Below are 21,302 nucleotides of genomic sequence, written 5' to 3' on the forward strand. Positions count from 1 at the left end.
GTCGCGCACCGGGCTAAACCGCCGCTTCAGGGCTGGAGACGCTCAACAGGTAGCCTTCATTGCGCACGGTCACGATCTGCACGGGCCCGTCCTTGAAATGCTGGCGCAGGCGGCTGATGCACATGTCGATCGAGCGATCGTCGGGCGCGTATTCACGGCCCATTGCACTCAGCGTTAATTGATCGCGGGACAGCACCTGCTCACGGGCCTGGAGCAAATCACGCAACACCCTGAAATCGGAGCGCGGCAAGGTCAGGGCCTGTCCATCCGGGGTGTGCAGCAGGCGCTTTACATCATCGAGACGATAACCGGCGAACTCGCGCTGGGTGGTGACCGGGCGATCCACGACGGGCTCGGCCCGTATTTGCCGGCGCATCACCGCCTTGATTCTGGCCACCAGCTCACGGGGCTCGAAAGGCTTGGTCAAGTAATCATCGGCGCCCACCTCCAGGCCAATGATGCGATCCAGCGCTGAGCCTTTGGCCGACAGCATGATCACGCTCAGGCCGGGGCGCGACTGCAACTGGCGGCACAGGCTGAGGCCGTCTTCGCCCGGAAGCATGACGTCCAGCACCACCAAATCGACAGCCTGGCGCTCAAGGTGCGCCCACATCTCCAGGCCATCGGCGGCGGCCAGCACCTGATCGCCGTTCTCACTCAGGTAGTCGCACAACAACTCGCGAATTTCATCATCGTCATCCACCACCAGCAGCGTCTTGGCGTCTGGAAGCGGTTTGGGGGTAGGCAAAATGTACCGTTCATTACATTCCATTACACATCCAGACATATCCGTAATAGTGCCTGACGGCGCGATGCCTAAAATGCTACCAAACATTATCTGCAAATACGAAGTATTACCAATGACAACGCAGGGCATGATGACGGACCTCTCAGCACGACCATTGATGTTAAGCACCCCTTCTCGCCTTTCAGCACCCCGCAGCCCTGTCGCAATCATGGTCGCCATGGGCATCAGTGCAATGCTCGGCATGGCCAGCCAACAGGTTGGCGCCGCGTCGCTGGAACTCGACACCCTGAATGTCCAGGGCACCCAGCCCACCGCCGATGAAAGCAGCGGCCAACTGGGTTACACCGTCAAGAGCACCACCAGCTCGACGGGCATGAAACTCACCCCGCGCCAGACGCCGCAGTCGGTCACCACCATCACCCAGGAACAAATGGCCGACCGCCAGATCACCAATATCGAGCAAGCGCTGGACAGTGCACCCGGCATCACCATGAGCAAGTCGGAAGTGGGCGGGCGCACCGAGTACCGGGCACGCGGCTATCCGATTACCAACTGGAAAACCGACGGCCTGCAGTTCCCGGGCGGCTCGGACTTCAGCGGCGCCGGCAACTCGCTGAACATGGACATGTACGAACGTATCGACATCGTTCGCGGCGCCAATGGCCTGCTGGGCGGCACCGGCGATCCGTCGGCCACCGTCAACCTGATGCGCAAACGCCCCGGTTTCGAGTTTGGCGGCCGTGCTTACGCCACCTATGGCAGCTGGGACAAACGGCGCCTGGGCGCTGACCTCAACGTGCCCTTGTCAGAAGATGGCCGCTTGCGCTCGCGCCTGGTCATGACCCAAGAAGACTCCAACTCTTTCCGCGACCATCAGTCCGACCGTTCGCGGGCCGCGCTGGCCAACTTTGAATTTGACCTGACCGACGCCACAACCCTGGGCGCCGGCTATCAATACGAGTACTACAAGAACGTCGGCGGCGGTTGGGGCGCGAACATCCCGATCTGGTACGGCGATGGCAGTAAAACCCACTTGCCGCGCAGCACCAACGTGGTGCCGAGCTGGAGTTTTGGCGAATACACCACGCGTACGGCGTTCGGCTCGCTAGAGCATCGTTTTGACAATGACTGGACGCTCAACGTCAAAGCCTCGCAAAGCACCACTGAAGCCTTGAATCACCGTGGACTGGCCAAGGTTAACTCCAAAGGCGGCGGCGCATTCGGCGGCTACTGGAACCAGGATGGCACCGGCGCCGTGCTCAATGGTTTGCACAGCTCCACCGACACCACCCAGCAATCGGCACAAGTCGATGTAACCGGCCCATTCAGCCTGTTCGGCCGTACCCATCAGGCCATGTTCGGCTATAACGACAGCCGCACCGTTGCCTGGTCGCCGCAGTACCGTTGCAACATGGTCAGCGATGACCGCACCAGCGCCAGCGCATTGGGCTGCCAGTTCCGCGCCAACAACGGCTTCCCGATTACCGACTGGCACAACGGGGTGGACAGCGACTACCGGATCAACGCCTACAAAACCGGCCTGCACACCAAAACCACCACCCGCCTGCAAGGCATGTATGCGGCCACCCGCCTGAGCATTACCGACCCGTTGTCGGTAATCCTCGGCGCGCGCATCAGCGATTACAGCAGCACCACGTTGTCGACTAACGGTGCGCGCAGCAATCAACAGCAAAACGGCATCGTCACGCCTTACCTGGGCGCGGTGTATGACCTCAACGACACCTACTCGCTGTACGCCAGCTACACCGACATCTTCAGCCCGCAAAGCGAAGAAAACGCCAACGGCAACAAGATCGAGCCGATTCGCGGTCAGAGCTACGAAACCGGTATTAAAGGTGAATGGTTCGACGGCCAGGTCAATGCGCAAGCGGCCTACTTCCTGACCCGCCAGGAAAACAAGGCGGTGACCGATGGCGCCAATACCACGCCCACCGGTAACCAGGCATACACCACGGGCACTGGCGTAGAGACCGAAGGTATCGACCTCGAAGTCTCCGGCGCATTGACGCCCAACTGGAATGTCTACGGTGGCTACACCTACCTGCACTTCCGCCGTCTCAACGCCGACGGCCAAAGTGACCCGTCGCACTTGTTCAAGGCCTCGACCACCTATCGCTTGTCGGGTGCACTTGATCGCCTGACCGTGGGCACCGGCGTCACCGCGCAAACCAGCATTCGCGCCACGTCCACCCCGGCAGGCATTCCCACCAACGGTGTGAGCCGCGGCCCTACCGACGTGACCTGGGCGGGTTATGCCATCTGGAGCGCAATGGCCAAATACGACCTTACCGATGACACGGCCGTGACCCTGAATGCCAACAACCTCTTCGACAAAACCTACTACACCCGATACGGCTTCTATGCAGGCGCCATTTATGGTGATCCGCGCAGCCTGTCGTTGACCCTGAGTACTGCATTTTGAGGTCTGGCCCGATCCTTCCCCCCAGGTAAGCCACGCTTCAATGTGCAACTACCGAAGCCCGCCCTATGGCGGGCTTCGCCTATTGGGCAACGGGCAAAAAAGCCACGGTGGGAACATCACACCGTCATCAAGGTCGGTTACTTAAATAGCTCACTTTGGCGACCCGACGAAGGCTTATAAAAATGCGACATTTTTAGTTGATCTCAGCGCAGTCACGCCCTAAAGTTCGCGCCGAACATCCATGCTGGAAACGATCCATCCGGCTCAAGTACTGACGACGAGAGAGCAAGCTTTCGGCGGACATGCCTTGGGAAGTAGGCGAACCAAAGTGGGGATACGGAGGATGTTCATTTGCACCCATTGATTTATGACGTTTGCCACTAGGAGTCCCTACGTATGTCGATTCAGGTCGAAGAATATTTCGCGCGCGAAACCTTCCAAAAAATGAAGGCGTTCGCTGACACCCAAGAAACCCCGTTCGTGGTGATCGACACCGCCATGATCAGCCAGGCTTACGACGACCTGCGTGCAGGTTTCGAATTCGCCAAGGTGTACTACGCGGTCAAGGCCAACCCGGCCGTTGAAATCATCAACCTGTTGCGCGACAAAGGCTCGAGCTTCGACATCGCTTCGATTTACGAGCTGGACAAAGTGATGGCCCAGGGCGTGACGGCGGATCGCATCAGCTACGGCAACACCATCAAAAAATCCAAAGACATCCGCTACTTCTACGAAAAAGGCGTGCGCCTGTTTTCGACCGACTCCGAAGCCGACCTGCGCAACATTGCCAAGGCCGCACCGGGTTCCAAAGTCTACGTGCGCATCCTCACTGAAGGCTCGACCACGGCTGACTGGCCGCTGTCGCGCAAGTTCGGCTGCCAGACCGACATGGCCATGGACCTGCTGATTCTGGCCCGCGACCTGGGCCTGGTGCCTTACGGTATTTCGTTCCACGTGGGTTCGCAGCAGCGCGACATCAGCGTCTGGGACGCGGCCATCGCCAAAGTCAAAGTGATCTTCGAGCGCCTCAAAGAAGAAGACGGCATCGTGCTCAAACTGATCAACATGGGTGGCGGCTTCCCGGCCAACTACATCACCCGTACCAACAGCCTGGAAACTTACGCCGAAGAAATCATCCGCTTCCTGAAAGAAGACTTTGGTGACGACCTGCCAGAAATCATTCTGGAGCCGGGCCGTTCGTTGATCGCCAACGCCGGGATTCTGGTCAGTGAAGTGGTCCTGGTCGCCCGCAAGTCGCGCACCGCTGTTGAGCGTTGGGTATACACCGATGTCGGCAAATTCTCTGGTTTGATCGAAACCATGGACGAAGCCATCAAGTTCCCGATCTGGACTGAAAAGAAAGGCGAAATGGAAGAAGTGGTCATCGCCGGTCCTACCTGCGACAGCGCCGACATCATGTACGAAAACTACAAATACGGCCTGCCACTCAACCTGGCCATCGGTGATCGCCTGTACTGGTTGTCGACCGGCGCCTACACCACCAGTTACAGCGCTGTTGAGTTCAATGGCTTCCCGCCGCTGAAGTCGTTCTACCTGTAAGCCTTACAGAAAAACCTCCCCGGATTGGCCTCCGGGGAGATTTTTTATGGCCTGAAGGTGCCGCCGATGGGTGTCACACCGCCTGCTGCAAGGTGTTGATTCGCGCTTGATACACCTCACCCATCGCCCGAATGGCCGGCTCTTTGGCCTCAAGCAACGCGACGCGGCTGACCCGCAAAAACTTCAGGTTGCCGATGGCCTGGGCACGCTCCAGCCAGACCAGTGCACCCTCTACATCACCGCGCTCGGCCAGCACGGCGGCGTGGCTGAACTGCCCGCGAAAATCACCGGCATGGGCGGAGCGTTCATACCATTGGCGCGCGGCCTGCGGGTCTGCCGGGCAATAACGACCGTCTTCAAGGTAGCGCCCCAGCAAGTTCATCGACTTGGCGTGGCCCAAATGCGCGGCTTCGCGGTACAGCGCAAACGCTGCGTACTGGTCTTGCGCCACACCGCGCCCGGTCGCCAGCAAGTTGGCGTAGTTGTACAGCCCCCAATCAAGCCCGCCCTGAGCAGCCAGGCGGTAATGGCTGGCGGCCGCGCGCTCATCCAGCTCGCACCCCCAGCCATGTTCAAGGCAGCGCCCGAGCATGTTGCGCGCCATCAAGTGTCCGCCGTTGGCGGCAATGGCGAACCAGCGAAAGGCCAGCGGCACATCGCGCTCAATGCCCTGCCCTTCCAGCAGGATCTGGCCGAGCAGCGCTTGCCCTTCAAGGATGCCTTGCTTGGCAGCCATCAAAATGGCTTGTGCGGCACGGGCCGGGTTCTCAGCGAGCATGCTTTGCAGTTGCTCGCCGCTGAGCAGTTCTTCGCGGCGTAATTGAAAGCTCATGGCTTACACCTCAACCCAGCGGCGCAACAGGTTGTGGTAGGTGCCGGTGAGTTGAATCAGTGACGGGTGATCGGGCACATCGCGTGTCAATTGCTGAATGGCGTTGTCCATCTCGAACAGCAAGGTGCGCTGGCTGTCTTCACGGACCAGGCTTTGGGTCCAGAAAAACGAGGCAAAACGGGCGCCGCGGGTCACCGCGTTGACCTTGTGCAAACTGGTGCCGGGGTACAGCACCATATCCCCCGCCGGGAACTTGACCTGCTGCACACCGTAGGTGTCCTGGATCACCAGCTCCCCGCCGTCGTAGTCCTGCGGGTCACTGAAAAACAGGGTAGCCGACAGGTCCGTGCGCACCCGCTCCGGGCTGCCCTTGGGCTGGCGCACCGCGTTGTCGATATGAAAGTCGAAACTTCCGCCCCCGGTGTAGCAGTTGATCAGCGGCGGGAACACTTTGTGCGGCAAGGCCGCCGACATGAACAACGGGTTTTGCCACAAGCGCTCAATCATCGCCGCGCCGATTTCCTTGGCCAGCGGGTGACCTTCGGGCAATTGCAAGTTGTGCTTGGCTTTGGCGGACTGATACCCGGCGGTGATTTTGCCGTCGGCCCACTCTGTCGCTATCAACGCCTCACGGATGCGCTGGACTTCTTCACGGGAGAACAAGCCGGGAATGTGCAGCAGCATGGCGCGATACCTGAACAAGAGAAGGGTGCCAATGGTATTGATTCTTATTGATCGTGTAAAACTTTGTTAAAAAGTCGGGAGACGAATAGCCTTGCAAAACCCGTAACGGCAAATTGTAAAGAATGTAAATTTAGCGCGAATAGTAATCCCTCTCAATTGTTAGGAGGAATTGTTTGCACTATATTCCGCCCTCAAATTCCGGGGGGAGGGATCTTCACATGTCACGCCAACGTATAAAAATACCTGCCAATTCACCGCGTTTATTGGCTTCGGCCATTGGTGTAGCGCTCACGGCAACCTCTGCCAACCAGATGGCCCAGGCCGCTGAAAGCACCGAAAAGCCAGCGCAGGGCAACAGTATTTCTTTGGGTGCAACCACCGTTACCGGTGAGCAGACCCAGCAGTCGTACCAGACAGAAAAAGCCAGCTCCCAGAAGTACACCGCGCCGCTGGTCGACACGCCGCGCTCGGTCACCGTCATTCCGCAGCAAGTGCTGCAAGACACCGCCGCCACCTCGCTGCAAGACGCCCTGCGCACCGTACCGGGTGTGACATTTGGCGCCGGCGAAGGCGGCAACCCACAAGGCGACCGTCCTTTTATTCGTGGCTTTGACGCCCAGGGCGATACCTACCTGGATGGCGTGCGCGACGCAGGCGGGCAAACCCGCGAAATTTTTGACATCGAATCCATCGAAGTCAGCAAAGGCCCGAACTCGTCTTTCGGTGGCCGCGGCTCGGCGGGCGGTAGCTTGAACCTGGTGAGCAAGACCCCAAAACTGGGCGACTTCCTCAACGGTGGCTTCACCTACGGCTCAGACCAGACCCGCCGCTACACCGTCGACATCAACCGTCAGTTCCTCGACACCGCCGCGTTCCGTCTGAACCTGATGAGCCACGAGCAAAACGTCGCGGGCCGTGATTCGGTCAACTACGACCGCTGGGGCATCGCTCCCTCGCTGACCTTCGGCCTGGGCACCGACACCCGTCTGAACCTCAGCTACTACCACCTCAAAAGCGACGACCTGCCAGATTCGGGCATTCCTTACGGCTACGGCAGCGCCTCGAAAACCGCCGCGCACGTACACGACAAACCGGACGACGGCGGCAACAGCAATAACTTCTACGGCCTCAAAGACCGCGACTTCCGCAAGACCCGTGTCGATATCAGCACCATCACGTTCGAACACGACTTCAACGATTCGATGACCGTGAAGAACACCTTCCGTCACGGCAACACCGGCCAGGACTACATCCTGACCCAGCCGGACGACAGCCAGCACAACGTGAACCAGTACGGTACCGTTTGGCGTCGCGCCAACACCCGCGTTTCGACAACCCAGACCACCACCAACCAGACCGATCTGTACGGTAACTTCAACCTGGCGGGCTTCAAGAACACCTACTCCACCGGTGTTGAGTTCACTCGCGAAGAAACCCGCGCCAGCGGCTACACCGTAACGCCGAACAGCAACCCTAATTGCACCCCGGACAAAGTCGGCAACAGCGGCGGCCAGTGCACCTCGCTGTCCAACCCGAACCCGAGTGACGAGTGGACCGGCACCGAAGCGCGCAACTACTACGGCACCAACACCGTGGGCGTGACCAAAGCGGCCTACGTGTTTGACACCATTGAACTCCACCCGCAATGGCTGCTCAACGCCGGCCTGCGTTACGACCAGTTTGATACCACGGCGAACACCAACGCCGTGGCGGGTCGCACCAAGGCCAAAAACGACAGCAACTTCTTCAACTGGCAGACCGGGCTGGTCTGGAAACCACTGGATAACGGCAGCGTTTACCTGTCCTACGCCACATCGGCCACACCGCCAGGCGGCATCGTCGGTGAAGGCGTAGACCCCAACGGCCTAATTGCTCCAGGCAGCATCATCACCAGCGACCTCAAGCCTGAAGAAACCGTTAACTACGAACTGGGCACCAAGTGGGATGTGTTCCAGGACCGTCTGTCCCTGACCGCTGCGGTGTTCCGTACCGAGAAGAAAAACACCCGTGTTCTGGTCGACTCGTTCACCTATGAAAACGCCGGTAAATCCCGTGTAGACGGTATCGAACTGTCGGCCAGCGGCAAAATCACGGACAAATGGCAAGTATTTGCAGGCTACAGCTACCTGAAAAGCGAGCTTGTTGATCCGGGCCTTAAAGGCAACCGTAACGGCAGTGTGAACACGACTGCGGTGTCGGACAAAGGCAACGAAATGCCGAACACGCCGAAAAACAGCTTCAGCCTGTGGACCACCTATGAGGTCATGCCGAAGCTGACCATTGGCGGCGGTGCGTTCTATGTCGACGCGGTTTATGGCGACACGGCTAACACCGTTTATGTGCCGTCCTACACTCGCTACGATGCGATGGCCAGCTACAAGCTGACCAAAAACATCGACCTGCAACTGAACGTGCAAAACCTGACGGACAAAACCTACTACGACAAAGCCTACGCCTCGCACTTCGCCAATCAGGCGGCAGGCCGTACAGCCTTGTTGACTACCAGCTTCCACTTCTAAGCGCGCAAGCCACTGTGGGCCAGCCCACAGCGACAACCAGTGCCCCGACCCAACCATGGCCGGGGCATTTGCGTGTAAACAACTGTGTCACGGCATAATGCGCGGTGACGCAACACATTGAGCGAGCAAGGCGGCCGTCGTGTTTAAGAAAACCCTGTTCCAGCTGCACTGGTTTTTTGGAATAACCGCAGGGCTGGTCCTGGCTCTGATGGGCATCACAGGCGCGACCGTGTCGTTTCAGGACGAGATACTGGACTGGCTCAATCCGACCGTGCTCAAGGTCCAGAAGCTCGACAGCGGCGTGCTGCCGCCTGCCGAATTGGTGCGTAAAGTCGAGGCCACCGAAGGCAAACAAGTGGCCATGATTTGGGGCGGCATTGACACCGAGAGTGCCTCGCGCATTTTTTTCACCCCGCCGTCGGGCGAACGCCGTGGCCAATTGCGCTATGTCGACCCGTACACCGGCGACTACCAGGGCGACGTCTCTGGCCTGGGCTTTTTCAACCTGATGCTGCAACTGCACCGTTTTCTGGCCATCGGTGATACCGGCCGCCAGATCACCGGGGCCTGCACCTTGATGCTGCTGTTTTTCTGCCTGTCGGGCTTGTACCTGCGCTGGCCGCGCAAGGCATTGAACTGGCGCGCCTGGCTGACCCTGGACTGGGCGAAAAAAGGCCGCAGCTTCAACTGGGACCTGCACGCGGTGGCCGGCACCTGGTGCTTGATCTTTTACCTGTTGGTCGCCCTGACCGGCTTGTCCTGGTCCTACGAGTGGTACAACAAAGGCCTGCAAAAGCTCTTCTCCGACAGCCCTAACAGCGAACAACGCAAAGGCGGGCGCGGTGGGCCGCCGAGTGCCGGTGGCGCACCGCTGGTGGCGGACTATGACGCGATGTGGGCCAGTATCCAGAAAGCCGCCGGGCCTGACCTGAGCCAGTTCAACATCCGCATGCCCCCTGCTGGCGGCATGCCCGCGACGGTCTATTACCTGTTGAAAACCTCGCCCCATGAGCGAGCCCTCAACCAGATCACTCTCGACCCGGCTACCGGCGTGGTGAAGCGCGTCGATCGCTATGACGATAAAAGCTACAAGGCGCAACTGCTGACCAGCATCTACGCCCTGCACACCGGCAGCTACTGGGGCATCACCGGGCGTGTGCTGGTCACCGTTGCGTCCCTGACCATGCCGCTGTTCTTTATTACCGGCTGGTTGCTGTACCTGGACCGTCGGCGCAAAAAGCGTCAGGTCAAACAGGCGCGACAGGGCTTTAGCGACACCCGTAGCGATGCGTCGTCCTGGCTGATCGGCTTTGCCAGCCAGAGCGGTTTTGCCGAGCAACTTGCCTGGCAAACCGCCGGGCAATTGCAGGCGGCGGGCTTGCCGGTGCGCGTCCAGCCATTGGCCGCCGTCAGCGAAGAAGACTTGCAGCAAGCCAGCAATGCCTTGTTTGTGGTCAGCACCTTTGGCGATGGCGAAGCCCCGGATAGCGCGCGCGGCTTTGAACGCAAAATCCTCGGCCAACCGCTGGGCCTCAGCGCCCTCAAGTACTCGGTACTGGCCTTGGGTGATCGCCAGTACCCGCACTTCTGCGGCTTTGCCACCCGTATCCAGCAATGGCTGGCTGAGCGTGGTGCACAGTCGCTGTTCAGCCCGGTGCAGGTCGACAGTGGCGACCCCGAAGCCTTGCACCACTGGCAAGTGCACCTCAGCCAACTGACAGGCGCTGTGCCCGGCGCCAACTGGCAAGCGCCGAGCTACAACAACTGGACCCTTGAGCAGCGGCAACTGCTTAACCCTGACAGCAGCGGTTCCGGGGTTTACCTGCTGGGCCTCAGCGCGCCTGACGCCAGCTTCACCTGGCAAGCAGGTGACTTGGTTGAGGTGATGCCAAGGCAATCGACCTGGGCGGTTGAACACCTGCTCGACGGGTTGGGCTTGTCGGCAAACACACCGGTACACCTGGATGGCCTGCAAGAAACCCTCGCTCAAGCGTTGGCCAGCCGCCAATTGCCAGAGAATCGCGGGCACTTGGTCGGCCTCCACGCCCAGGCGCTGGTCGACGCCCTGATCCCGTTGAACATGCGCGAATACTCGATTGCCTCCATTCCTCAGGACGGCGTGCTGCAACTGATCGTGCGCCAGGAGCGCCATCCCGATGGCAGCCTGGGCCTGGGGTCAGGCTGGCTGACCGAACACGCACCACTGGGCGCGGCGATCAGCCTGCGGCTGCGGCGCAACAGCGGCTTCCACCTGCCTGCCGAACCTTGCCCGCTGATCTTGCTGGGTAACGGCACCGGGCTTGCCGGGCTGCGCAGTTTGCTCAAGGCCCGAATCGCCCAGGGTCAGCAGCCAAACTGGTTATTGTTTGGCGAACGCAATGCTGCGCACGACTTCTACTGCCGTGACGAACTGCAAGGTTGGTTGGCCAGTGGCGAGTTGGCCCGACTGGACCTGGCCTTCTCGCGGGACCAGGCGCACAAGGTGTATGTGCAAGACCGGCTGCGCGAGGCCGCCGATGAACTGGGTCGTTGGCTGGCGGACGGTGCGGCCATTTACATCTGCGGCAGCCTGAACGGCATGGCAGCGGGCGTGGATCAAACGCTGATCGACCTGCTCGGGGCTGATGCGGTGCAACAGCTGATCGAACAAGGGCGTTATCGCCGGGATGTGTATTAATCGATAAACACCGCCCTGATTAGTATCAGGACGGTGTTTGTGAACCGAATCCTTTTTATTTACTGCCTGATTTTTTTAAAGACAAACACTGCGGCCTGGAGCAACCGTTTGTGTTTTGACACGCCAGGGTACAACTGTAGCCAGGGTGTTGTTTATTGTTTGCATCAATCAAGATGCAAGTATCCGAAGTTCCTCCCTCAACTCTGCCATTGGCATTTTTATCCACACCGATAAACAGACACAACGCCGAGCCGCCGCCAATCGGTAACATGTCACACGTCACCCCGCCCAGCAGCGCCGGGCCGCCATTGCACAGCGCTGCGCCATACGCGGGGGCTACAGCGCCCAGCAGAATAAATAACGCGCCGACGATAGAGTTGATAGCAGATCTTTTTAAACTGCTTCTACCTGCATAACTACTCATAACTGGTTCCTTTAAGTAAAACAGGCATTAAAAAACGCCTGTTTTACAAGACTAGGCAAATAACCAATCAATGATGCAATCGAAGGATATTAAAGAAATTTCTTACGGAAAATACTGTTCATTCTGTAGGAGCGAGCTTGCCTCGCGATCTTTTGATCTTTTAAAAGATCGCGAGACAAGCTCGCTCCTACAGCGCTCGAATTGAACCTCTGCCTTAAGCCTTGGCCGTTTCCAGCGCCATGTCCACGGGCTCCGGGCGTTTGATCAGGGCGTAGACCACTGCGGTCACCAGGCTGCCGGCCACAATCGCCAGCAAGTACAGCAACGCGTGGTTGATGGCATTCGGGATCAACAGCACGAACAACCCGCCGTGCGGCGCCATCAGTTTGCAGCCGAAGTACATCGACAACGCCCCCGTCAGCGCACCGCCCACGACGCTGGCCGGGATCACCCGCAGCGGGTCTTTGGCCGCAAACGGGATCGCGCCTTCCGAGATAAAGCACAGCCCCAGCACCATCGCCGCCTTGCCCGCTTCGCGCTCGGTCTGGGCGAATTTGCGACGTGCAATCAGGGTCGCGATGCCCAACCCAATCGGTGGCACCATGCCCGCCGCCATGGTCGCAGCCATCGGTGCATAACTTTGCGAGGCCAGCAAACCGACCGAAAACGCATAAGCCGCCTTGTTGATCGGCCCGCCCAGGTCGACACACATCATGCCGCCCAGCAACACGCCCAACAGGATCGCGTTGGTGGTGCCCATGCTGTCGAGGAAATGCGTCAGACCTTCGAGCATGCCGGCCACCGGCTTTCCGACCACGTAGATCATCACCAGGCCGGTGAACAGGCTGGCAAACAACGGGATGATCAAAATCGGCTTCAGCGCTTCAAGGCTTTGCGGCAACCGCGCATAACGGCTGATCGCCTTGGCGCAGTAACCGGCAATAAAACCGGCAATGATCCCGCCAATAAAACCAGCCCCCAAGGTGCTCGCCAACAAGCCGCCAATCATCCCCGGCGCCAGGCCCGGACGGTCAGCAATCGAGTAGGCGATGTAACCCGCCAGCAACGGCACCATCAATTTGAAGGCCGCATCGCCACCGATTTGCATCAGCGCTGCAGCCAGGGTGCCCTGCTCTTTATAAGCGTTAATGCCGAACACAAAGGACAACGCGATCAGCAAGCCGCCCGCCACCACCATCGGCAGCATGAACGACACGCCAGTGAGCAGGTGTTTGTAGACGCCGGTTTTTTCTTGCTTAGCCGGTGCCGCACCGCCCGTTGCCGCGCTCTCTTGCCGACCTTCGGCCAGGGCTTTTTTCAGCGTGGCTTCGGCCTGTTTAAGCGCAATGCCGGTGCCGCAACGGTAGATTTTCTTGCCCGCAAAACGCTCAGTCGGGACTTCAATATCAGCCGCCAACAGCACCACATCCGCGTCGCTGATGGCTTGGGCACTCAACGGGTTGCGGGCGCCAACCGAGCCTTGGGTCTCGACCTGCAAGTCGTAGCCCAAACGCTTGGCTGCCTGCTGCAGTGCTTCTGCTGCCATAAAGGTGTGCGCAACGCCCGTCGGGCAGGCAGTAACGGCGACAATTTTAGGCGCGTGGGCCTGCTCGGTAACCTCAGCCTCAACGCTGGGGGCGGTGTACACCTGGGCTTCGTTGACGCCACGCAGCAACACGGCTTCAACATCTTGCAGAGCCTGGGCCGGGCTGCTCTGGAAAACCCGTTTGCCAATAAAACGCTGCATGTCCAACGGCGTGCTGCTGACCACCAGCACCCACTCGGCTTCGTCGATTGTCGCCTTGGACAACTGACGTTCCGGGTGCTTGGGGTCATGCACTTCTACGCTGGTGCTCCAGCCCTGACGCTGCGCGGCGGCATCGAGCAAGCGGGCACACAGCACGCTGGTCACCATGCCGTTGGGGCAGCCCGTCACAATGGCTAATTTCATGTGTATTCCTCTTATTCTTGTGCCAAGGCGCGGACGTTGACGCCGCTTTCGAGCGTCACTAACTGCAGCGTATCGCTGATTCCAAAACCGATCTGGGTGACCGCCATTGCCGCAATCGCGGTTGCGCTGCGCAGGGTCTGTTCCGGGCTGTGGCCGCTGATCAGGCCGTGCACCATGCCCGCCAGCAGCGAATCACCCGCACCGACCGTACTTGCCACACGCACTTTGGGTGGCAGCGCCTGCAAGGGTTGAGTCCCGCGGCTGAACCAGTTCACGCCGTCAGCCCCGTGAGAAATCACCACATGGGAAATCCCCAGGGTCTGTAACTCGGTGGCAGCTGCGACTTGCGATGCCACGCTGCTGACCGGGTGGCCCAGCGCTTCACTGAGTTCTTCGGCATTCGGTTTGACCAGCCACGGGCCTGCACGCAAGCCTTCTTTCAAGGCTTCACCACTGGTGTCCAAAATCACTTTGCAGCCCAAGGCTTTGAGGCGCAGCACCAATTCGCGCAACCACTGCGCGCTGACGCCACGTGGCAAGCTGCCCGCCACCACCACCGCATCATGGCTGGCGGCAATGTGGTCGAGTTTGTCGAGCAAGGCGTGTTGCGCCAGATCGTTCACGTGCGGGCCAGGGCCATTGATGTCCGTGACGCGGCCATCGTCTTCGGCAAGCTTGATGTTGCTGCGAGTTTCGCCCGGCACGCGGATAAACGCGTCGGCAAAACCACGGCGCGCAAACAGCGCGTTGAAGGCTTGCTGATTGTCTTCGCCCAGAAAGCCGCTGACGGTTAGCGAGTGGCCAAGGTCGGCCAGCACTTGCGCCACGTTGAGGCCCTTGCCCGCCGCATGGCTGAGCAAGGCCTGGCTGCGGTTGACTTCACCGGGTTCCAGGTGCGGCACGCGCACGGTCAAGTCCAGCGCCGGGTTAAGGGTGATGGTGAGAATTCTGGCCATTACAGGGCCTCTACCAATGCGCGGACTTCGTCCGGGCTGCCGACGCTCAGGGCCTGTTCGGCCAGTGTTTTAAGACGTTCCATGTTCAACTCACGTACTCGTGCTTTAACTTCAGGGATGCTGCGGGCCGAGACGCTGAGTTCATCCACACCCATGCCCACCAGCACCGGCACCGCCAATGGGTCGGCCGCCAATTCACCGCACACACCCACCCATTTGCCGTGGGCATGGGCGGCGCGAACGGTGATGTCGATCAGTTGCAGCACTGCCGGGTGCAAGCCGTCGGCTTGTGCCGACAAGGTCGGGTGACCACGGTCGATGGCCAGCGTGTATTGCGTCAGGTCGTTGGTGCCGACACTGAAAAAGTCGACTTCCTTGGCCAGTACCGGCGCCAGCAAGGCGGCAGAAGGCACTTCGACCATGATCCCCAACTGCAAGTCAGCTACCGGGATTTCCAGACGCAGACGCTCAGTCATGTCCCGCGCCGCACGCCATTCAGCCACGCTGCCGACCATCGGGAACATGATGCGCAGCGGGCGGTTGTCAGCCGAGCGCAACAGCGCGCGCAATTGGCTTTCCATGATCTGTGGGCGCTGCAACGTCAGACGAATGCCGCGCACCCCCAAAAACGGGTTTTCTTCTTTCTCGATAGGCCAGTATGGCAGGGGTTTGTCGCCACCCACGTCCAACGTGCGCACCACCAAAGGTCGCCCATGCAGGTCGTCCAGCACACGGCGGTACTCGGCTTCCTGGGTCGCTTCATCCGGCGCCTGCGGGTGGGCCATAAAAATAAGCTCGGTGCGCAACAGGCCAATGCCTTCAGCGCCCTGCTCAACCGCGGTGGCCACACCTTTGCTCTCACCGATGTTGGCGAACACTTCAACTGCGTGCCCGTCCAGGGTGACGGCCGGTTGATGACGCAACTCCGAGGCGGCCAGCAAGCGCTGCTCACGGCTGTCACGCTCATCGAGGGCGCGTTGCAGGGCATCCGCATCGGGGGCCACGTGCAAGCGGCCACGCTGGCCGTCGATCAACAATTGCGTGCCCGGTGCCAGCAACAACACGGCGTCACCGGCCCCCACCAAGGCAGGAATGCCCAAGGCGCGCGCAACAATGGCGCTGTGTGCGGTCGCCCCGCCGCGAGCGGTCAAAATGCCCGCGACCCGCGCCGGGTCGAGACGCGCCACGTCAGAAGGCCCGACTTCGTCCATCACCAACACGTAGGGCTGATCGGGTTCGGCCAGAGTTTCGACACCACACAACTGCGCCAGTACGCGGCGACCAATGTCGCGCAAGTCCGCCGCACGCTCGGCCAGCAGCGCGTCCTGCAAGGACTCCTGCTGACGGGCCGCCGCTTCGATCACTGCCATCCAGGCGGCTTCGGCACTTTCGCCCTGTTTGAGCCGCGAACCGACTTCATCGGTCAGTTCCGGGTCGTCGAGCATTTCCTGGTGGGTGATGAAAATCTCGCGAATGGCCTTGGACTGGCTGCGCTGGATCAACGTTTCGATGTCTTGGCGCACCGCACTGATAGCACCGTGCAAACGCTCACGCTCAACGGCGGATGACTCGCCGCGCAGCGGGTAATCGAAGGTTTGCAGCACCTGAATATGCGCCGGGCCGATGGCAATGCCCGGCGACGCCGCCACGGCATGGATCACGCTGCCGGCAGCCGGGGCCAGCACCACTTCAGCAATCTCGGCCAAGGCTGGCGCGTGTTCCGCTTGCGCTGCCAGTGGCTCGACTTCTTCGCCCAGGCCCTTTTCAACCGCCGCCAAAATGGCTGGCAAGGCGTCATTGGCGATGGTCGGTTCTGCGATAAATTCCAGGACCTGGCCACGACGGGCGCCGAGGCTGAGCAGTTTGCTCAAGCTCTTGGCAGACACGGCGCTGCCCTCTTGGCCATCGAGGATGCGCACACGAATATCGCCCTCAAAGCCCTTGGCCAATTGCGCGAGCACTTTGGCCGGACGCGCATGCAAACCGTGGGCATTGGCCAGGGTGATACGAGCACTCGGCCAATCGGCTGGCAACTCGCCGCCCAAGGCTTCGAGCACCGCACGGCGACTGGTGGCGCGGCCCAACTCTTGGCCACGCCCTTCAATCAATAAGGCGCACAGGCGTTCAAGCAGGGCCTGATGCGCCTCGCCCAAACTGGCCAGGCAAAACAGGCCGCTGAGCGGCTGGCCAAGGTAGCGTATTGGCTTGTCTGGGGTGACAAACGCCAGCCCCGGGCGTTTGACCGTTTGTTCGCTGTGCAGCCACCACAGACCATCGCCCAGCGGCAGCGCTTCTGCTTGTTGCAGGACAGCGGCAAAACCATTGCTCACGCAATCGGCCTGGCGCAGTAAACGCGCACCGCGCCAAACCAGCTCTTCAAAGTCGTCGGCAGACACGCCAAGACCGATCATCTGAGCGTCCAGCGCCAGCTCTTGCGGGGCGCCCTGGAGCAACTTGAGCAGCGCCTCTGGTGTGCTGGCGCGGCGCAGAGCTTCACCCAGATCGGTTTCACCCAGCGCCCGGGTCAGCAGTTGCAACAGGCGCAGGTGTTCGTCGGACTTGGCCGCAATCCCGATCGCCAAGTAAACAATCTGCCCGTCGCCCCAGTCCACACCCTGTGGAAACTGCAATAAACGCACGCCGGTGGTGTGCACCAAGTCGCGGGTTTCAGGGGTGCCATGGGGGATCGCAATACCTTGCCCCAAAAAGGTTGAGCCTTGAGCCTCACGCGCCTGCAAGCCATTCAGATAACCTTCGGCCACCAAACCATCGGCGACCAGTTTATCGGCGAGTAAGTGCAGCGCCGCAGACTTGTCCACAGCCGTTTGGCCCATGGAAATCTGCTCTATGGTGAGCTCGAGCATGCGTTCTCCTTTTCCGACGCTCAATGGCGCACGGTATTGTTTTGAATTATGTCAGCTTAGGTCGCTCTCCCCGGAGTGTGTCAGCAGATGTGTGGCAAGCACCCTGCTGTCGTAGGAAAACACCTTAAATCACGTAGGCTGAATCGTTTAATCAAGAAAGAACGGCACGTTACTGCATAATCGCTCGCGCTTGAAGCCCAACCTGTCGGTTTGATCGATGTCAACCGAGCGATGTTGCAAAAAAATACAGTGACCACAAGGCAGACGATGATCGACTGCCGTAATCGGTTAGGATTGACCACAATGTCGACACGTACTACAAAAAATAAGGAATTTTCGGCGTGAAGCTCAGTGATATTGCACACCTGGCAGGGGTTTCGGTGACTACCGCCAGCTATGTCATCAATGGCAAGGCCGAGCAGCAGCGCATCAGCAGCAGCACGGTCGAGCGCGTACGCGCAGTCGTTGAGGCGCATGGGTTTACCCCCAACCCGCAAGCCGCAGGCCTGCGCAGCCGGCACACGCGCACACTGGGTTTTATTCTTCCGGACCTCGAAAACCCGAGTTATGCACGCATCGCCAAACAGCTGGAGCAAGGTGCCCGTGCGCGCGGCTATCAACTGCTGATCGCCAGCTCCGATGACGCACCCGACAGCGAGCGGCAGTTGCTCAAGCTGTTTCGTGCCCGCCGTTGCGATGCCTTGTTTGTGGCCAGTTGCCTGCCACCTGAAGATGACAGCTACCGCCAACTGCAAGACCTCGGCATGCCGATCATTGCGATTGACCGGACCCTGGACCCGGCGCGTTTCTGCTCCGTGATCAGCGATGACTGCGAAGCCAGCCTGCAACTGACCCGCAGCCTGCTCAACCCCCTGCCGCAGCAAATCGCCCTGATCGGCGCACGCCCCGAACTGAGCATCAGCCAGGCGCGGGCGGCGGGCTTCAAACAGGCACTGGAAGGCTTTGAAGGTGAAATCCTGATCGAGCACGGCGCAGCCTTTAGCCGCGACTGTGGCCGCCGCATCATCGATGAGCTGCTGGAGCGTTTGGGGCATTTTCCTGAAGCGCTGGTTACAACCTCCTACGTGCTGCTGCAAGGCATGTTCGATGCGTTGCTGGAGCACCCTGACCACACGCCGCCGCTGCGCCTGGCTACGTTTGGTGATACGCAGTTGCTGGACTTCCTGCCATTGCCGGTCAATGCCATGGGCCAACAGCACCCGCTGATTGCTGAAAAAGCCCTGGAACTGGCCTTGGCGGCCATTGAAGATCGGCGCTACGAGCCGGGCATCCGGGCCATTGCGCGCACCTTTAAACAGCGCATTCAGTAGGTTGGCTGCATGCACCTGATCGACACCCACACCCACCTCGACTTCCCGGACTTTGACCCCGACCGCACGTCTTTACTGGCGCGCAGCCGGGCGCTGGGGGTCAGGCAAATGGTCGTGTTGGGGGTGTATCAGGACAATTGGCAGCGCCTGTGGGACGGGGTTCAAACCGACCCTCAGCTCTACGCCGCCTTTGGCTTGCATCCGGTGTACCTTGAGCAGCACCGGCCCGAGCATGTGCGCGAACTCGGGCAATGGCTGGAGCGTCTGGCCGGGCACCCACAGTTGTGCGCGGTCGGTGAGATCGGCCTCGACTACTTTTTGCCGGAGCTGGATCGCGACGCTCAGCAGGCGTTATTTGAAGCGCAGTTATCGCTGGCGGCAGACGCCTCACTCCCGGCCTTGCTGCACGTGCGCCGCAGCCATGCGCCGGTGATTGCGACCTTGAAGCGTTTTCGGCTTAAGCGCGGCGGGATCATTCATGCGTTTGCAGGCAGCCGGGAAGAAGCCCGCGAATACATCAAGCTAGGGTTCAAATTGGGCTTGGGCGGCGCCGCGACCTGGCCGCAGGCATTGCGCCTGCGCAAAGTCATCGCCGACTTGCCGCTAGAATCCATCGTGCTGGAAACCGACTCGCCGGACATGGCGCCGGTCATGTACCCCAACCAGCGTAATAGCCCGGAGCACTTGCCAGCTATTTGTGAAGCACTGGCGGGAATCATGGGGATCAGTGCCGAGGTGTTGGCCGAGGCAAGCACGGCGAATGCGTGTGAGGTGTTTGGCTGGGAAGCTAACTAAAACTCTGTAGGAGCGAGCTTGCCTCGCGATCTTTTAAACCAGCAAAAGATCGCGAGGCAAGCTCGCTCCTACAGGCAGTTGGCTTAGAGCAACAACGTCCACACCGCAAAGCCGGTGTACCACAGCACCGCCGCCCGCAGTAGCAAGGCCCACAACGTATCGAGGCTGGCTACGCCTTCCGGGCCGACTTGCGGTGCCGGGATTTCAGCCGCGGCACAACCGGCTTTGTTGATCAGTTGTTCTGCGCTGATGTCCCAGCTCAGCAGTTCGTGCAACATCACCCGGGTGACCGCGGCAAAGTTGCCCACCAACGCAAAACTCGCCGCCAGCAAACGTACCGGCAACCAGTCAAAGGCATGCCGCAGTTGCCGGGCACGCTCAACCAGCTCAGGGTTTTTACTGTGCTCGGCCGCCAGCGCCAGCAAGCGATAGCTCAAGGCCGCCACCGGGCCCAGCAGGAAGTACCAAAAAATCACCGCAAAAAAGCTCTGATACGCCTGCCACAGCAAATGGCTCTGCACTTTCTCAAGCAACTGCTCGCCGCTGTCTGCACGCACGCCAATGTCGCGCTCGGCCACATGTGCACTGGCTTGCAGATCTCCGCGTCGCCAGGCATCGCGAACCGGCCCCAGCCCCGCGAGCAGGTCACCCCGGCCCAAGCTGTAAATTAGCACCAACAGGTGCACCGGCAGCACCAGCAAGCCATACGCCACCGGCTCCAGCACCCACAACAGCAGACCCAGGACCAGCACCGGGAACAGAATCAGAATGGCCAGCACCCACCACGGCCTGTTCACCAGTTTGGGGCTGGACTCCAGTTTGTGCAGTTCGCGCAACCAGCCGCTATCACACTGCAAACGCTGGCGCAGCGCCGAGAACTTCTCGACCAGAATCGCCAGCAGTAACACCACAAAACTCATTGCTTATCTCCTGTGTGGCGCAACGCGTCACGAAAGCGCATCCATTCAAAAGCCGGGCCCGGGTCCGTTTTGCGCCCCGGTGCGATGTCACTGTGACCGCATATGCGCTGCGCCGTGATCGCCGGGTAGGCGGCTTGCAATTGCCGGGTCAAGGCTAGCAGTGACTCGTACTGCGCGTCGGTGAATGGCAGGTCATCGGTGCCTTCCAGCTCGACGCCCAAAGAAAAATCATTGCAGCCCTCACGCCCGTCGAAACATGAAATACCCGCGTGCCAGGCGCGATCAAGACACGAGACAAACTGAGTGATTTTGCCGTCACGTTCAATCAGAAAATGCGCACTGACCGTGAGCTTCTGGATGCCTTCAAAGTAGGGATGTTCAGTGAAGTCGAGTTGATTCTGGAAAAACTCCTGCACTTTCCCCGTACCGAACTGACCCGGCGGCAAGCTGATGTTGTGGATAACCAGCAGGGAGATCTCGCCCTCAGGGCGCGCATTGAAGTTGGGTGACGGGCAATGGCGCACGCATTTGCACCAACCGCTTGCGGGGTCCAGCTGCATACAGGCTCCTCAACGACGCTAACGAAAGGCCCAGTATG

General features: G+C 60.0%; 15 protein-coding genes. 6 read left to right on the plus strand and 9 right to left on the minus strand.

Annotated features, from left to right (window positions below; translation table 11 throughout):
• Nucleotides 1-13 precede the first annotated feature (13 nt).
• Nucleotides 14-772: a response regulator gene (locus GHO25_RS00880; RefSeq protein ID WP_153389599.1), complete on the minus strand. Its 759-nt coding sequence runs from the start codon at nucleotides 770-772 to the stop codon at nucleotides 14-16.
• Between the two features lie 133 nt (nucleotides 773-905).
• Between GHO25_RS00880 and GHO25_RS00885 the strand changes: the two genes are divergently transcribed.
• A complete protein-coding gene (locus GHO25_RS00885; RefSeq protein WP_305977942.1) occupies nucleotides 906-3,191 on the plus strand; it encodes a TonB-dependent siderophore receptor in 2,286 nt (761 codons plus the stop codon).
• Nucleotides 3,192-3,587: 396 nt separating this feature from the next.
• The gene (locus GHO25_RS00890) at nucleotides 3,588-4,751 is read left to right on the plus strand and encodes a type III PLP-dependent enzyme (protein WP_153331743.1); all 1,164 of its coding nucleotides are present in this window, start codon (nucleotides 3,588-3,590) and stop codon (nucleotides 4,749-4,751) included.
• Between the two features lie 73 nt (nucleotides 4,752-4,824).
• Here GHO25_RS00890 and GHO25_RS00895 read toward each other — a convergent pair whose 3' ends face one another.
• Together GHO25_RS00895 and GHO25_RS00900 are read right to left on the minus strand one after the other, a co-directional pair.
• Nucleotides 4,825-5,583, minus strand: coding sequence for a tetratricopeptide repeat protein (locus tag GHO25_RS00895; RefSeq protein WP_048367289.1), 759 nt, complete (start codon nucleotides 5,581-5,583; stop codon nucleotides 4,825-4,827).
• A gap of 3 nt (nucleotides 5,584-5,586) precedes the next feature.
• On the minus strand, nucleotides 5,587-6,267 hold the full coding sequence (locus GHO25_RS00900) for a Fe2+-dependent dioxygenase (protein WP_048367292.1): 681 nt from the start codon (nucleotides 6,265-6,267) through the stop codon (nucleotides 5,587-5,589).
• Between the two features lie 218 nt (nucleotides 6,268-6,485).
• Here GHO25_RS00900 and GHO25_RS00905 point away from each other — a divergent pair, with 218 nt between their 5' ends.
• Together GHO25_RS00905 and GHO25_RS00910 are read left to right on the plus strand one after the other, a co-directional pair.
• The gene (locus tag GHO25_RS00905) at nucleotides 6,486-8,786 is read left to right on the plus strand and encodes a TonB-dependent siderophore receptor (RefSeq protein ID WP_153389600.1); all 2,301 of its coding nucleotides are present in this window, start codon (nucleotides 6,486-6,488) and stop codon (nucleotides 8,784-8,786) included.
• Nucleotides 8,787-8,925: 139 nt separating this feature from the next.
• A complete protein-coding gene (locus tag GHO25_RS00910) occupies nucleotides 8,926-11,463 on the plus strand; it encodes a sulfite reductase flavoprotein subunit alpha (RefSeq protein ID WP_178109932.1) in 2,538 nt (845 codons plus the stop codon).
• A gap of 55 nt (nucleotides 11,464-11,518) precedes the next feature.
• On the opposite strand, the gene GHO25_RS00915 is transcribed toward GHO25_RS00910, so the two are convergent.
• The 4 genes from GHO25_RS00915 to ptsP form a co-directional block, all read right to left on the minus strand.
• Nucleotides 11,519-11,887: a hypothetical protein gene (locus GHO25_RS00915; protein WP_153389601.1), complete on the minus strand. Its 369-nt coding sequence runs from the start codon at nucleotides 11,885-11,887 to the stop codon at nucleotides 11,519-11,521.
• Between the two features lie 214 nt (nucleotides 11,888-12,101).
• Complete coding sequence (locus GHO25_RS00920) at nucleotides 12,102-13,838, minus strand: PTS fructose-like transporter subunit IIB (RefSeq protein ID WP_048367299.1); 1,737 nt, start codon at nucleotides 13,836-13,838, stop codon at nucleotides 12,102-12,104.
• Between the two features lie 11 nt (nucleotides 13,839-13,849).
• Nucleotides 13,850-14,794, minus strand: coding sequence for a 1-phosphofructokinase (gene pfkB, locus GHO25_RS00925; protein ID WP_153389602.1), 945 nt, complete (start codon nucleotides 14,792-14,794; stop codon nucleotides 13,850-13,852).
• Complete coding sequence (ptsP, locus tag GHO25_RS00930; protein WP_153389603.1) at nucleotides 14,794-17,658, minus strand: phosphoenolpyruvate--protein phosphotransferase; 2,865 nt, start codon at nucleotides 17,656-17,658, stop codon at nucleotides 14,794-14,796. Before ptsP ends, pfkB begins: the two co-directional genes overlap by 1 nt.
• A gap of 341 nt (nucleotides 17,659-17,999) precedes the next feature.
• Between ptsP and cra the strand changes: the two genes are divergently transcribed.
• Together cra and GHO25_RS00940 are read left to right on the plus strand one after the other, a co-directional pair.
• Complete coding sequence (gene cra / locus GHO25_RS00935) at nucleotides 18,000-18,989, plus strand: catabolite repressor/activator (protein WP_048367306.1); 990 nt, start codon at nucleotides 18,000-18,002, stop codon at nucleotides 18,987-18,989.
• A 9-nt stretch (nucleotides 18,990-18,998) separates the two neighbouring features.
• A complete protein-coding gene (locus tag GHO25_RS00940) occupies nucleotides 18,999-19,784 on the plus strand; it encodes a TatD family hydrolase (protein ID WP_048388032.1) in 786 nt (261 codons plus the stop codon).
• Between the two features lie 83 nt (nucleotides 19,785-19,867).
• Here GHO25_RS00940 and ampE read toward each other — a convergent pair whose 3' ends face one another.
• Nucleotides 19,868-20,704 (minus strand): regulatory signaling modulator protein AmpE, encoded by an 837-nt coding sequence (gene ampE, locus GHO25_RS00945; protein ID WP_153389604.1) that lies wholly within the window; start codon nucleotides 20,702-20,704, stop codon nucleotides 19,868-19,870.
• On the minus strand, nucleotides 20,701-21,264 hold the full coding sequence (gene ampD, locus GHO25_RS00950; protein WP_048367313.1) for a 1,6-anhydro-N-acetylmuramyl-L-alanine amidase AmpD: 564 nt from the start codon (nucleotides 21,262-21,264) through the stop codon (nucleotides 20,701-20,703). The genes ampE and ampD overlap by 4 nt, the downstream gene beginning before the upstream one ends.
• Nucleotides 21,265-21,302: the final 38 nt, after the last annotated feature.

This window comes from Pseudomonas sp. FSL R10-1350 (genome assembly GCF_009600525.1).
Taxonomy (GTDB): Bacteria; Pseudomonadota; Gammaproteobacteria; order Pseudomonadales; family Pseudomonadaceae; genus Aquipseudomonas; species Aquipseudomonas helleri.